This window comes from Paraburkholderia humisilvae (assembly GCF_902859855.1).
Lineage (GTDB): Bacteria > Pseudomonadota > Gammaproteobacteria > Burkholderiales > Burkholderiaceae > Paraburkholderia > Paraburkholderia humisilvae.
Map to the genome: position 1 here is coordinate 153,976 of NZ_CADIKH010000011.1, position 14,118 is coordinate 168,093.

The following is a 14,118-nucleotide window of genomic DNA, read 5'->3' on the forward strand; positions in this document are numbered from 1 at the left end:
TTTTTTAACCATATATCTGATAGGTCAGAAAATGATCAGTCAATCAAATGTAAGGCGATATACGTTTCGTGGACTGAAAGCCGGCGTATCGGTGATGTGCGCGGCGGTCCTGTCCGCGTGTGTGAACTATGCGGGCATCCATAGCGACAAGCAGCTCGCGGAGCCGCAGCACTATGCCACGCAGCAGAGCATGCCGTCTGAAGGCGGTCGCTGGCCGACGGCCGACTGGGCGGACCAGTTCGGTGATGCGCAACTGAAAGCGCTGATCGATGAGGCGCTGAGCGGCAGTCCAACCATCGAACAGGCGCGCGCACGGGTCGCCTCCGCGGCCGCTTACAGCGAGATCGCGAAAGCCGCGACCTTGCCGCAAGCCGATGCGAGCTACTCGTACACCCGTCAGCAGTTTTCGGGCACGACCTATGTGCCGCCACCGTTCGCGGGAAGCTGGCAGTCGGAAAACAAGGGCGTGCTCAGCGCATCGTATGAACTCGACCTGTGGGGCAAAAATCGCGAAGCGTTGAAGGCCGCGCTGTCGCAACTGGAGGCGAGCGAAGCCGACGCGCAAGTGGTCCGCCTGACGCTGACAACGGCAATCGCGCGCTCCTATAACCAGTTGGCGCGGCTCTATGTGCTGCGCGATATCGCGGAACAGGAAATCGCACAGCGCGAACAGATCGACAGGCTGACCGCAGGACGGATCGCAACCGGCCTCGACACCGAAGTCGAACTCAAGACCGCGCAAGCGAATCTCGCGACGAGTCGTGCCGCGCTGAAAGCGATTGACGGCTCGATCGTCACCACGCGCTATCAGATCGCGGCGCTGCTTGGCGCCGGCCCGGACCGTGGACTGCAAATCGCGCGGCCGTCGCTCGGCGTCGGCGACGAAGTACGACTGCCGGACAATCTGCCTGCGGATCTGGTAAGCCGCCGTCCGGATATCGTCGCGGCGCGCTGGCGCGTTGACGGACTGACGCACGAAGTGAAATCGACGAAGGCCGAGTTTTACCCCGACATTAACCTGAGCGCCGCAATCGGTCTCGACGCGTTCGGCTTCGGCCGCTTTCTGAACGCGGCGAGCCGCACGGTTTCCGCAGGGCCGGCCATTCACCTGCCGATCTTCGACGCAGGCGAGTTGCGCGCAAAACTGAAGGGACGCTACGCGGAATTCGACTATGCGGTCGCGACCTACAACCAGACGCTCGTTACCGCATTGAGCGAAGTGGCGACGCAACTCGCGGATATCCGCTCGACCGACGGGCAACTGGTCGACGCCCAGACCGCGCAAAGCGCTGCACGCCGTGCGGACGAACTGGCACTCATTCAATACAAGGCGGGGCTCACGACTCAGTTGACGGTGCTCAACGCGGACGTGACTGCGTTGTCAGCCGATCAGGCGGTCGCGAACCTGACGATGAATCGCCGCGACCAGCAAATCGCACTCGCCGCTGCATTAGGCGGCGGATATACGGACACATCGGATTCGGCGGGACTGGCGGCCACTGATGCAGCGGCGGTTTCTTCGATCACTTCGCGTTAACGCGGACCCATCAGACACATGCAAAGCCCCCCAGCACTGCACAAAAACGATCAAGCCTTGGAGAACTGAAATGAGCGAAATGGACACCCCGACGCAAACGAAACCACCGGCCCCCAACGCCGCGCCGGCATCGCATCAGGAAGCGCAGACAGAGCCCCAATCGCGCAAGCGCAAGGTCCTGCTCGCGCTGCTTGCTGCCGCGGTCGTCGTCGGCGGCGCGGCATACGGCGCGTACTACGTGACGTACGGGCAATACCACGAGTCGACCGATGACGCGTACGTCAGCGGCAACCTCGTGCAACTGACGCCGCAAGTGACAGGTACGGTCGTCGCGGTCAATGCCGACGACACGCAGATCGTCAAGGAGGGCGACCCGGTCGTGACGCTCGACCCGGCCGATGCAAAAGTGGCGCTCGGCAACGCGGAAGCGGCGCTTGCGCAAACCGTGCGGCAAGTCAGCAGCCTGTACGTGAACAACGATTTCTATAGCGCGACCGTCGCACAGCGGCAGTCCGACCTTGCACGCGCGACCAGCGACTTGCAGCGCCGCCAGGCCGTTGCCGATACCGGCGCGGTGTCCGCCGAAGACGTTGCGCACGCACGCGACGCAGTCACCGCCGCGCAGGCGGCGCTCGATGCGGCGCGTCAGCAGGCGCAAGCCAATCACGCGCTGACCGACCGCACGACGGTCGCGCAGCACCCGAATGTCCAGGCCGCCGCATCGAAAGTGCGCGACGCGTACCTCGCGTATGCGCGCAACACGCTGCCCGCGCCGGTCACCGGCTATGTGGCGCGCCGCTCGGTGCAGGTGGGTCAGCGCGTCGCGCCGGGCACGCCGTTAATGGCAATCGTGCCGCTCGACGGCGTGTGGGTCGATGCGAACTACAAGGAAAGCCAACTGCGACGCATGCGTATCGGCCAGCCGGTCACGCTAACGGCCGACGTATACGGTGGCAACGTCACGTATCACGGGCGCGTGGTCGGATTCTCAGCGGGTACGGGCGCCGCGTTCGCCGTGCTGCCGGCGCAGAACGCAACGGGCAACTGGATCAAGGTCGTGCAGCGCTTGCCGGTGCGCGTCCAGCTCGATCAGCGCGAGCTTGAGGCCCACCCGTTGCGAATCGGGCTCTCGATGGAGGTCGACGTCGAGACGCGCGACGACTCCGGTCATCAACTGGGTGCCGCGATCAACACCACTTATCGAACCGACGTATTCGCCGCCTACGGTGCGCAGGCTGATGACGAAATCGCGCGAATCATCGCGCAAAACACGGTAGAGGAGCGTCAGGCAGCATCCGGCGATGCAAAGCAGGGCCATTCGGCCAACGCGGCGACGGCAAAGACAGCGGCACGGCATGACCGGGCACAACCGGCGGCCTGAACCGACACCGAGGTTACTGCGCGATTTTTTTAGAGCACATATCTGACAGATCAGATTGTTTGATCCGAAACCAGCGAACGCAAGGAATCGACATATGAATCCCTCGACGAACCCCGCGAGCCTGCCACCGTTATCCGGCGGAAAACTGGTGCTCGCGACGATCGCGGTCGCGCTCGCGACGTTCATGAACGTGCTCGACTCGTCGATCGCGAATGTCGCGATCCCGACGATTTCCGGCAATCTCGGCGTGTCGGTCGACGAAGGCACGTGGGTGATCACGCTGTTCTCCGCGGCGAACGCGGTGTCGATTCCGCTGACCGGTTGGCTCACGCAACGCGTCGGCCAGATCAAGCTGTTTGTCGGCGCGATTCTGCTGTTCGTGTTGTCGTCGTGGTTGTGCGGCCTCGCGCCGAACCTGATCGTGCTGCTTGCCGCTCGTGTGCTGCAGGGGGCGGTGGCGGGTCCGCTGATTCCGTTATCGCAGGCGATTCTGCTCGGTTCGTATCCGAAGGAGAAAAGCTCGCATGCGCTGTCATTGTGGGCGATGACCGCCACAGTCGGCCCGATTGCGGGTCCGGCGCTGGGTGGCTGGATTACCGACAGCTATTCGTGGTCATGGATCTTCTACATCAACATTCCGGTGGGTCTGTTCGCGGCCGGCGTGACATGGATGATCTACCGGACGCGCGAAACGCCATCGCGGCGGCTGCCGATCGACAAGGTCGGCCTGGTTTCGCTGATCGCATGGGTCGCGTCGCTGCAAATCATGCTGGACAAGGGCAAAGACCTCGACTGGTTCAATTCGCCGGTCATCTGTACGCTCGCCGTGGTTGCCGCGGTGAGTTTCGTGTTCTTCATGATCTGGGAACTGACCGAAAAGAGCCCGGTGGTCGACCTGCGGCTCTTCGCAGTGCGCAATTTCCGCGGAGGCACGATCGCGATTTCGGTCGCGTATGCGGTGTTTTTTTCGAATCTCGTGATTCTTCCGCAATGGATCCAGGCTTACCTGAACTATCGCGCGGTCGACGCGGGCATGGTCACCGCGCCGCTTGGCATCTTCGCCGTGCTGCTCGCGCCAGTGATGGCGAAAATCATGCCGAAATCGGACGCACGCGTGCTGGCCACGCTGGCGTTTGTCGGCTACGCGATCGTGTTTTTTATGCGCTCAGGGTATACGACCGGCGTCGATGCATGGACGCTTGTGCTGCCGACGCTGCTGCAAGGCATTCCGACCGCGCTATTCTTCGTGCCGCTGACGGCCATTATCCTGTCGGGGCTGCCGCCCGAACGGATTCCCGCGGCAGCCGGCTTGTCCAACTTCGTACGCGTGTTCGCGGGCGGTGTCGGTACGTCGCTGGCGACCACCGGCTGGAACAACCGCACCATCCTGCATCATTCGCAGCTGATGGAACAAGCGAGTATCGACAATCCAACCTTTACCGGCGCGGTCAGCTCGCTGCACGCGACGCTCGGCGGCAGCGGCGACCAGGCGCTCGCGTTCTTCGAGCAGTCGTTGAATGCGCAGGCGGCGATGCTCGGACTGAACGACATTTTCTGGCTGTCGGCCGTGATCTTTATCGTGATCATTCCGTTGATCTGGTTGACGAAGCCGGGTAAGGGCGGCGCGGGCGGCGCGGCTTCCGCCGCACATTGAATGCGCGGCGCGCGGTGCGGCGACATTGATGCCGCGCGTCGCTCGCGCGGAAAATTGGCCTTGCCACGGTCAGCGCAGCCCGGTAACAATGCGGTCGGAGCGCAGCGTGCGCCGCCCCGACGGATACTCAGCCCATGCTGAACGAACTGATCAAGACCATTCTCCTGCTGGTGACGGGTCTCTTCCCGGTCATCAATCCGCCGGCGACCGCTTTCATCACGTTGACGATGGTTCCTCACGCGACGCAAGCCGAGCGAGCCGAACTGGCGACGCGCATCGCGGTCAATAGTCTCTTCATTCTGCTCGGCTCGCTGTCGATCGGCGCTTACGTCCTGTCGTTTTTCGGCATCTCGGTGCCGGTGCTGCGTGTCGCGGGCGGCATCGTCATCGCGGCGGCCGGCTGGAGCCTGCTACAGGCGCCGACGGAAGACGACCCCGAAAAGGACGCTCCGCTGGCAACGGGTATCGAGCATGGTGCGTCGCTGCGCGCGAAAGCGTTCTATCCTTTGACGCTGCCGATTACCGTCGGGCCCGGCGCGATTTCGGTGGCCATTGCGTTGGGCACAGGCTCGCCGAAGGCGGGACTGTCGCCGGTTCACCTGATCGGCGTCGGTGTCGCGCTACTTATTCTGTGCGCGAGCATTTACGTGTGCGTGCGATTCGCGGGACACCTCGAGAGGCTGCTGGGCGCCGTCGGGGTTCAGGTCGTGATGCGGCTGCTCTCATTCGTGCTGCTATGCATTGGCGTGCAGATCGCATGGCTCGGCGTGGCCGACCTGGTGTCGTCGATCCATATCGGCTAGCCGGCCGCGACCGGACATCTCCTCATTCTTCGCTCATTGTGCGTGTCCACAATCTCCATTGACCGATGCATTCAAGCAACTGCATCCGTGATCGAGGAGAACAACATGAAAGGGATTCGCCATCTGCTGGTCGCCGCCGCCTTGACCGGCTGCACGATCGGCGTCGCGCAGGCGCACGTGTTTGTCGGCGTGGGCATCGGGCCGGTCGTACCGGCCGTGCCGGTCATGCCCGTGCCGGTCTATGCACCGCCTCCACCTGTCTACTACGCGCCACCGCCACCGCCTGTGTATTTGGCGCCGCCAGTCGTCGCCGGCTACTACGGGTATCCGTACGGGTGGCATCGGCACTATTACGGGTACGCCTACTGGCGCTGATGCGCAACAGATCGACCCTCTCGTCGAGCATGCGAGGGTCGAGGCTGGGTCCGCCGATCGCGTGGACCCGCCTGAGTTGACTGACGACAATCGGCAAAAAACGCTGCACACTGCGGGTGTTCCGTACTCGCGAGCCTGCACATGAAAACGATTGCCGTTAGCGCCGCGCTGTGCGCATCGCTTATCGCATGCAGCTCGGGCAAACTCCCGCCAGAATCACAGGCCACGACGGTATTGCAATCTTCCGCAGGCATCTATACCGGGCCGTTATCGACGCAGCAGAAACTGACGCTGCTCACCAGGCTCGATGGCAGCGCGTATCTGTTTTATCAATCAGCATCGGCCAGCCGGCCCGCGGTCGACGACGTCATCGTGGTGCGCAACGCGCGGCAGGCGAACGATGGCAAGTACGAAAGCACGCAGGCGACGCGCTACCGTTTCGTTCAGCCTCGCCGGGCGATGCCGGTGCAGGTGGACATCGACTTCTCCCATTCACCGGCCGTCAGCGGCTTTATCTCGGTGCCGGGCGACAGTGCGGACAACGTGGCGTTCAACGCGCGCCCCGCACCGATATTGGGCGAAGCACCGACCCTTGCGTCGGTCGCCGGCTTGTACAGCGGTACCGCGAACTCGCTGCATGGGGCGTCTGCTGCGCAGATAACCGTTACCGGAAGCGGCCTGCTCGCCGGCATGATCGCCAATGGCTGCGAGTTTCGCGGCACGCTGGCGCCGAGTAGCGGCGTGACGGCGTACGACGTGTCCGTCACATACGGCGGGGCACCGTGTATCGATGCGAACGCAACGGTATCGGGCAGCGCCGTGCTCGACGAATCGAAACTGCTCGTGGCATTGCCGCGGCCAGACGGTTCGGATGTCGTCGTATTCGGTGGCGCGCGCTAATGCCAGCGTGTCGGCCGATAGATCGTGCGCGGCGATACCGGCAAGACCGCTCATTTTTTGCTAACTCTCGCCAACTACGATGCTGTCCGTGGGAAGACACAACGCCTGAACCACAGACCATCAAAACCATTGGAGGGAATTACCATGAAATCGCTGATCAAAACCGTTGCCGTTGCCGCCGCTCTCGTTCTGCCGGCCGTTTGCTTTGCACAGTCCGCTCAGCAGTCGGTCTCGCAGCAGCCCGCTGACCTCGGTGACCATGTGCAGATCGTGCAGATCGAGGAAATCGGCTATGCACCGGCCGCTGACCAGGGCCAGCCGGCTGTCGCCACCCCATCCGCGCACACAAACACCGCGCAACCGGCTGACTCGGACGGTTACGGTGGTGTTGCGAGCGGCATGTCGAAGTCCGGCGCCGCGGCGTTCAATCCGGCCAATGACGTAGGCATGAACTCGATCTTCACGCATCACTAAGCGGTACTGTTTGTTTTTTCACAGTATGTGAATCCGTTAGCATTACAAATCTTCACAGAGGGCGTACAGCGCAGGTTGTGCGCCCTTCGTGTTTGAGTCGCGCAACCATGCGCACGGTGTGCCAGGCGCAGCATCGGTAGAGTAGAATCGACTCGCAAAAAGGCCTCTCTCCAACAGGCCTTCCTCGTCGCTTTGCGACCGGCCGGATCCGGCCTTGCGCTTGCCGGATCGACTCGGGCGTCTTCGTCAACGTCATTCTGTTGCCGCGCGCTTATGATCAGATCGCTCAGAACCCAACTCGTGCTGGCGCTATGCGCGGTCGTCAGTGTGGTCGGCATCGTCCAGGGAATCAGCTCCTATCAGTTATCCAAAGCGGGCATGAGCGCGCTGCTCGATGCGTCTCGAGCAGGTCGCGTACCGGTTGCGCGGGAGCCTCGGCGATGCGATTCCTGCGATTCCCGCACGAGGTTCACAACCGGCCCGCGACATCCTGATCACCATCTGGCGTGACGACCTCGAAACACCGTACCGCTCCACCGAGCCCTCATTGCCGCTGCCGCGCGATGCACCGAGCGGCTTCAGTTCGGAAATGGTGAACGGTGAACAGTGGCGCATTTACACGCTGCGCGAGCCGCCCAAGGTGATCCAGGTTGCGCAGCGCTCGTCCGTGCGCCACGAGCTGGTCCAGCAGGCCGCGGTGAATACGCTATGGCCGATCCTGGTGCTGGTGCCGCTCGTGTGCGCGGCCGTGATGCTGGTCGTGCGCTTTTCGTTTCTCCAGTTGAACCGGCTCGGTTCCGAGGTGCAGGCGATCGACGCTGCACACCTGCAAGCGCTGCCTACCCGCGGCGTGCCAATCGAACTACTCCCGTTTATCGATTCGATCAACCGGATGATCGAACGCCTCGCCCGGTCGATCGAGACGGAGCGGAAGTTTATTTCCGATGCGGCGCACGAACTGCGCACGCCGCTCACGGCGCTGCAATTGCAAGCGGACAACTTGCAACGCGATATCGTGCCGAGTAATCAGGAGCGTTTCCAGGAGCTGCGCCGCGGCATCGCGCGCAGCGGCGGCATGATCGCGCAAATGCTGCGCCTCGCGCGGGCCGACGCGTCGTTACAGACCGATGCGGTAACGCTGGTCGACGTGTCGGACGTCGTCGTCGACGCAGTTGCCGAGGTGTTGCCAATCGCGATGAAGCGCAACATCGATATCGGCGCGGAGGAGATGACAAGCGCAAAGGTGCGGATGGTTGAAGCGGATCTCGGCATCGCACTCAGGAATCTGGTTAGCAACGCGATCCGTTATACGCCGGACGGCGGCAAGGTCGACTTGCGCACTGAAGTGCGCGACAACATGGTCTGGATCGAAGTGGTCGACTCTGGTCCGGGCATTGCGGAAGACCTGTTGCCGCGCGTATTCGATCGCTTCTTTCGGGCGAATGCGGAAATTGAGGGCAGCGGTCTCGGGCTGTCGATCGTCAAGGCGATCGTGGCCAAGTATGGCGGCACCGCATCGCTCAGGAATCGCGGTGACGGCAAGTCGGGAATCGTTGCATCGATCGGTTTCAGGCTCGCGGCGTAGCCGCACACCGCCCGGCCGGAATGGCGCTCATTCACCGCTCATTTTCCGCAGGTACGATGCAGTTGTCCCCCGAGGGTAGGCCTGCGATGCATCACGTTGCCCGCTGATACGGATCTCCGGCCCCTCTGATTCTGGCTCGGCGATCGGTGTAGGCCAGAATCCTTCGGCCGGCCGCATGCGGCCGGCTTTTTTTTGCATGCCGCGCCGCGCGCCGGCGATCAGCCGCAATCCGATGCAATCTGACTGGTTGTGCGTTCAATGAAAGCAACGTGGGCTATTTCCGTTGTCCTGAGCGCTCACGAGTCGGCTATTATTCCGATACCCGGCGCCGCTCACCCTGCCCCCCACAGTCTTCCGCCGCACGCGCCGGCGGGTTACGGCCTGACATCGAAAACGGTCTGCCGACCGGTTTTCGTGTTCTTCGCGCCGCAGATCGAACACTACATATTCGTTGCCGTGACACGAAATCATGCGAGTGCTACTGATTGAAGACGACCTGCAGATCGGACAAAGCTTGCTGCGGGCGCTGAAGGATGCCGATTACAGCGTCGATTGGGTGCGCGACGGCATAGCCGGCTGCGCGGCGATCGAGGCCGCCGAATACACGGTGGTGCTGCTGGATCTTGGCTTACCGGGTATGAGCGGTATTGAACTGCTGAAAACCTGCCGCTCGAAAGGCAACCCGGTTCCGGTGCTGATCCTGACCGCACGTGACGATCTTGACGCCCGCGTGCAAGGGCTCGATCTCGGCGCGGACGACTACATGCTCAAGCCGTTCCAGGTGCCGGAGCTCCTCGCGCGAATTCGCGCGGTGATCAGGCGCAAGGCGGGCTACGCGGTATCGCGCCTTGGCGATGACACGCTGAGCCTCGATCTCGACAAACGCACGCTGTGTTGCAACGGCGTGACGTCCGTGCTTTCCGCCCGAGAATTCGCGTTGATGCTCGCCTTCCTCGAGCGGCCCGGCACCATACTGTCTCGCGAGCAACTCGAAGACCGACTGTATGGCTGGGGCAAAGAGGTGGAAAGCAACGCGGTCGACGTGCTGATTCACTCGGTGCGCAAGAAGTTCGGCGTAGCGGTCATACGCAACGTCCGCGGACTCGGGTGGACGGTCATGCTGAACGACCCCGCCGCAAAAACCTGACGCGGCTGAACGTAAGCGGCGGCGCTCGCGGCGCTAATGTTCCTGCTGTCCGGCGAACGAACTGATCGTACGCGCGAGTCCCGTCGGGTATTGATACATCATCGCGTGACCGCCCGCGTTCACGACCAGCAAACGGGCATTCGGCAGCAGCCGCTTTAACGCTTCCGCGTTCTTCTGCAAGACGACGCTATCGTCGTTGCCGCTCATCACGAGTGTCGGGATGCGCACCGCGCGCAGCGCTTGCCCGGCCGCGTCATTCGCTTCCCAACTGCGCAATGCGTCGGTTTGTCCCGCGGTGACCGCGGCGGAAATCGGGTGCTTGCCGTAGTCAGCCGGCCTGAACATGTCCTGCTTGAAGCAGCGCGAGGCCTCGTCGACATCGGCCGCGGGGAACAGCACGCCCATCACGTCGCGCAGCCCGACGCCCGGCTTGCCGGACAGCACCGCTTCCACCTGCGGCGATACCGGGGTGCCGAAACTGCCGGGTGCCGGAGCGCTCAGCAGCACCATCTTGCCGATCGACGCAGGCGAGTCGATCGCCAGCTGCTGAACGATCGCGCCGCCCATCGACCAGCCCGCGACCGTCGGCTGCAGCAGATGCAGCGTGTCGATCAATGCGGCTGTATCGCGCGCCATGTCTTCGATCGAAAACGTGTTTGCGTTCGGCTCCGAGCGGCCCACGCCGCGATTGTCGAAAACAATCACGTCATGATACTTCGCGAGGTCAGTGAGAAAGGCCGCGTCCCATTCGGTCAGCGTCGCGCGAAAACCCGTCACCAGCACAAGCGGGCTGCCCTTGCCCAGTCGGTAGTAAGCGATCGGGCCGCGTGGCGTATCGGCGATCTGCTGGTGAGCCTGCGCCGCGATGCCGGTTTGTGAGTCTGTCGTCTTGCACATGGGTTCCGGAGAATAGTGTTGAGCTTCGGCGTGCGAGGAAATCGCAGTCAGTCCGCAAAGCGAAACGACAAGCCCGGTGGCAAGTTTTCGACGAATATTCATTAGATGCCTTCGCACGCAGCAAGATGAATCGAACGGTTCATTCATACGTCGAAGGCATTCTATCGGCGGCCAATGAGGCGTGGATTAAATCGTTCGATAGCGAGTGCGACGCGAGAGCGTGACAAGCGAACCTCAGGGCTTGCAGGTCATCGTGAAGTCGATGTTGGTCTCGGCCATGACCTGGAAGCCGAGCCGTTCGTACAGGCGCATCGCCGGGTTGCCGCGTAGCACGCTGAGCGAGACGGCGACGCCTGCCAGACGCGCTTCAGTGAGCACCGCGCGTATCACCTCGGCACCGATGCCACGGCTCTGGTAGGTAGGCAGTATCTGCATCTGTTGAAGGTACCAGCCATCTTTCGAACGAACGAGCTTCATGAGGCCGATGCGCAAGGCATCGCAACAGATGATCTGCGCAAGGTCGAAGTTCGCTAGCATGCGCAGCCGATGCGATTCATCGTCGATCGGTTCACCTGCTCGCGCGAGGTGCTCGGTCATCGTGAGCTTACGCAGTTCGATCAGAAATGCTTCGTCGTCTGGCGTGGCGGCGCGCAAGCGGATTGCATCGTTCATCGCGTTGATTCGGCTCGCATTCGAAAGGACGATCGCCTGCATCGTAAAGCAACGTTGAGCATTCGCGAATCGGTCATTTAAATACAATCCACGAAGGTGAGAAGATTCGGGATCACCCATTTGTCGTCCGCTGAACCCAAACATGACCCCCCCGCTGAACATCGATGCCGCGCTGGATCAGGCCGCTTCGTGGCTGCGCACCGCCGACGGCCTGCTGATCACCGCCGGCGCCGGCATGGGCGTCGACTCGGGCTTGCCCGACTTTCGCGGCCCTGAAGGGTTCTGGCGCGCCTATCCGGCGCTGCGCGATCGCGGTCTGTCGTTCGAGGACGTGGCCAATCCCGCGCATTTCATCGACGACCCCACGCTGGCATGGGGCTTCTACGGCCACAGGCTCGCGCTTTATCGCGCGACCGTGCCGCACGAAGGTTTTTCGATTCTGCTGCGATGGTCGATGCAGGTCGAGCGGGGTGCATTCGTTTTCACCAGCAACGTCGACGGTCAGTTCCAGAAGGCCGGGTTCGCGGATGACCGGGTCGCTGAATGTCACGGCACGATTCACGCATTGCAATGCACGCGTGTATGTACGAACCAAACTTGGAGTGCGTCGGGCTTCGCGCCCATTGTCGATGAAGAAACCGCACGCGTCATGAACGATATGCCGCTGTGCCCGCGCTGCGGGTGCATTGCTCGCCCAAATATCCTGATGTTCGGCGATTACGACTGGATAGAACGCCGCACGCGTGAGCAATACCTGCGGCTTGATCAGTGGCTGCGCAGCGTCAAGCGCGTGGTGGTGGTCGAACTGGGCGCGGGCACCGCGCTCCCAACCGTTCGCCGTTTCAGCGAGCGGCACGGGCCTCGCGTGATTCGCATCAATCCGCGCGACACGGAAATCGCCGCGCAGGTCGGCGTCGGCATCGCGGGCCGTGCCGCGCAGACGCTTCGGTTGCTCGATGCGCGTCTGAATCCGGCGCGCACCATACATTGATCAACGGGTGTGCGGCGCGATCCGCCGAACCCGGCAACCGGGGCGGAACCGGAAGGCGAACTGCCCGCACGATCAACTGACGACTCGCGATCAAGCGAAGATCGGCAGCGCGCCCAGTAGCGCAAAGCCGATCACCGCACCGGCCACTGCGCCCAACACACGCGCCGGATAAGCGCGCACCCGCAGCAGCGCGGTAAATGCCGCGCCGATGCCGAACATACCCGTGACGGCGAACACGGCGAACAGCACGAACAGGCTGACCCAATAAGCGAAAGCAAAGGTTTCGACCATGATGGACCTCGATAGGGGAGTGAGCTGGGCTGCAACCCATTAACGGTGGGCGTACAGGTTGCCGGGAACAGGGTGTCTATCCGCACGCGTGTCGATCGTCATCACACGTTTGCTTGCCGCGCTGCTGCCGCCGGTTGACGAGCCATACGACGTATCGGCCGCGTGGCCGACGAGTGGCAGCGCAACGATCGATGCAATAACGAGGGCCTGGCTAAGACGCTTCATGATGGGCTAACTCCTGGCGGGTTACCGTCGTCGACGGCATGGGTGAACTTTAGAGTTCGCCACGCGCCACGTGAATCGCAGGCCGGATCAGCAAACTGCTCATTCGACTCATCGCGGGTGGTGCCTCGCCGAACGCGCGCCGCACGGCAGCCAATCGCGCCGCTACGCGGCGCTGTCACCGCATTGCTTCCCCGGATTCCTTTCGGACGCCCAACTCCCGTTTCTTCTCACCTTTGCACCGATCGCGGCGCAGAAGCTTCGGTAGTCTGTTGACCCCATGCCCGTTCGTCGATGCCACTGTCAAAGATGGCGGGTCTCCGCAGGCGGATTGCCCCAGTCATCCGCGCGGCCGTTCTGGTAATCGATCGGTGCATTCAACGCTTCGTTCAAGTCGAACTCGTCAATGCACGCGATGTTTACATTGATATAGGGGTATCCGGTTCCGTTTGGCATATCCACGCGGTCAAATACGTGGACGCCGCACTGCTTACAGAACGGGTGATGGGCCACCGGGTTCTTGCCGCGGTATTGCGCCAGTGCGTTATCACCGACAAGAAGACGGAAATCGTGCGGCCGGACGTTGACGAGCCAAAGTCGCAGTTTGCTACAGAAGCCGCAGTTGCATTTCACCGTACCCTTGACGAAATCGATTCGGGCTTCGAACTTCACCGACTGGCAATGGCAGCTTCCGCGATATGTCCGCAGCATAGGGGTCTCGCATCGTTCTTCTGATCATTCGTGTATTTGCATGCGCATGCGATCGCCTGCGAGAGACCCGCTCGCATCTGGCCTTGGCCGGTGGTCGTTGCGGAGCGTCAGCAATGTAATCGAAAGATGCGGGACCGCTCAGCCATCGTTGACTCCCTCGAACGGCGATCGCGGCAACGGGTCGCCGTCGACGAACGCGGTGGCGTAACTGATTGCGAACTCGAATGCCGAAATGCGATTGGCGAACGCGCCGAGATCGCCCAGCGAAGTTGCTTCGCCGTCTTCCTCGAGTATGCAGGCGCGAGCCAGGAATACGTTGCCGTGCCGGACGGCGGACGGCTGAATTGCCGCACCGTGATGATAGAAAATCACGTTGATTTCCCCCCGGGGACTTGCCCCGGCACAGTGTACTGCGACAAAAGTGTCAGCGATAAGGCATCAAGGCTTTTCTCGCGGACTGTTCGATGCGGAACGTCAC

General features: G+C 62.2%; 16 protein-coding genes. 10 read left to right on the forward strand and 6 right to left on the reverse strand.

From position 1 onward, the window contains the following. The first annotated feature begins 31 nt into the window (after positions 1-31). From HV796_RS13960 to HV796_RS14000, 9 genes are all read left to right on the forward strand, one after another. On the forward strand, positions 32-1,537 hold the full coding sequence (locus tag HV796_RS13960; RefSeq protein WP_175227090.1) for an efflux transporter outer membrane subunit: 1,506 nt from the start codon (positions 32-34) through the stop codon (positions 1,535-1,537). 70 nt (positions 1,538-1,607) lie between these two features. Beyond that, entirely contained in the window at positions 1,608-2,918 is a 1,311-nt protein-coding gene (locus HV796_RS13965; protein ID WP_175227091.1) for an HlyD/EmrA/EmrK family protein, read from the forward strand. A gap of 94 nt (positions 2,919-3,012) precedes the next feature. Further along, positions 3,013-4,572 (forward strand): DHA2 family efflux MFS transporter permease subunit, encoded by a 1,560-nt coding sequence (locus tag HV796_RS13970; protein ID WP_175227092.1) that lies wholly within the window; start codon positions 3,013-3,015, stop codon positions 4,570-4,572. Positions 4,573-4,706: 134 nt separating this feature from the next. Next, positions 4,707-5,375 (forward strand): MarC family protein, encoded by a 669-nt coding sequence (locus HV796_RS13975; protein WP_175227093.1) that lies wholly within the window; start codon positions 4,707-4,709, stop codon positions 5,373-5,375. A 105-nt stretch (positions 5,376-5,480) separates the two neighbouring features. Further along, positions 5,481-5,750 carry a hypothetical protein gene (locus tag HV796_RS13980; protein ID WP_175227094.1) on the forward strand — a complete coding sequence of 90 codons (270 nt, stop codon included), beginning with the start codon at positions 5,481-5,483 and terminating at the stop codon, positions 5,748-5,750. A 141-nt stretch (positions 5,751-5,891) separates the two neighbouring features. Then, positions 5,892-6,650, forward strand: a complete 759-nt coding sequence (locus HV796_RS13985) for a hypothetical protein (protein ID WP_175227095.1) — start codon at positions 5,892-5,894, stop codon at positions 6,648-6,650. A 144-nt stretch (positions 6,651-6,794) separates the two neighbouring features. Beyond that, positions 6,795-7,124 (forward strand): hypothetical protein, encoded by a 330-nt coding sequence (locus HV796_RS13990; protein ID WP_175227096.1) that lies wholly within the window; start codon positions 6,795-6,797, stop codon positions 7,122-7,124. 394 nt (positions 7,125-7,518) lie between these two features. Beyond that, a complete protein-coding gene (locus tag HV796_RS13995; RefSeq protein WP_343052891.1) occupies positions 7,519-8,709 on the forward strand; it encodes a sensor histidine kinase in 1,191 nt (396 codons plus the stop codon). A 469-nt stretch (positions 8,710-9,178) separates the two neighbouring features. Then, entirely contained in the window at positions 9,179-9,856 is a 678-nt protein-coding gene (locus HV796_RS14000; protein WP_175227097.1) for a response regulator transcription factor, read from the forward strand. Positions 9,857-9,889: 33 nt separating this feature from the next. Here HV796_RS14000 and HV796_RS14005 read toward each other — a convergent pair whose 3' ends face one another. Together HV796_RS14005 and HV796_RS14010 are read right to left on the reverse strand one after the other, a co-directional pair. Beyond that, the gene (locus tag HV796_RS14005) at positions 9,890-10,753 is read right to left on the reverse strand and encodes an alpha/beta fold hydrolase (RefSeq protein ID WP_175227098.1); all 864 of its coding nucleotides are present in this window, start codon (positions 10,751-10,753) and stop codon (positions 9,890-9,892) included. 234 nt (positions 10,754-10,987) lie between these two features. Beyond that, positions 10,988-11,425: a GNAT family N-acetyltransferase gene (locus tag HV796_RS14010; RefSeq protein WP_175227099.1), complete on the reverse strand. Its 438-nt coding sequence runs from the start codon at positions 11,423-11,425 to the stop codon at positions 10,988-10,990. 142 nt (positions 11,426-11,567) lie between these two features. Here HV796_RS14010 and HV796_RS14015 point away from each other — a divergent pair, with 142 nt between their 5' ends. Continuing rightward, positions 11,568-12,416 (forward strand): SIR2 family NAD-dependent protein deacylase, encoded by an 849-nt coding sequence (locus HV796_RS14015; RefSeq protein WP_175227100.1) that lies wholly within the window; start codon positions 11,568-11,570, stop codon positions 12,414-12,416. A gap of 90 nt (positions 12,417-12,506) precedes the next feature. Here the strand turns inward: HV796_RS14015 and HV796_RS14020 are convergent, their stop codons facing one another. The 4 genes from HV796_RS14020 to HV796_RS14035 form a co-directional block, all read right to left on the reverse strand. Then, positions 12,507-12,707, reverse strand: a complete 201-nt coding sequence (locus HV796_RS14020; protein WP_175227101.1) for a hypothetical protein — start codon at positions 12,705-12,707, stop codon at positions 12,507-12,509. Between the two features lie 39 nt (positions 12,708-12,746). After that, positions 12,747-12,932 (reverse strand): hypothetical protein, encoded by a 186-nt coding sequence (locus tag HV796_RS14025; RefSeq protein WP_175227102.1) that lies wholly within the window; start codon positions 12,930-12,932, stop codon positions 12,747-12,749. A 300-nt stretch (positions 12,933-13,232) separates the two neighbouring features. Next, complete coding sequence (locus HV796_RS14030) at positions 13,233-13,640, reverse strand: GFA family protein (RefSeq protein WP_175227103.1); 408 nt, start codon at positions 13,638-13,640, stop codon at positions 13,233-13,235. A gap of 138 nt (positions 13,641-13,778) precedes the next feature. Continuing rightward, positions 13,779-14,012: a hypothetical protein gene (locus tag HV796_RS14035; RefSeq protein WP_175227104.1), complete on the reverse strand. Its 234-nt coding sequence runs from the start codon at positions 14,010-14,012 to the stop codon at positions 13,779-13,781. Positions 14,013-14,118 lie beyond the last annotated feature (106 nt).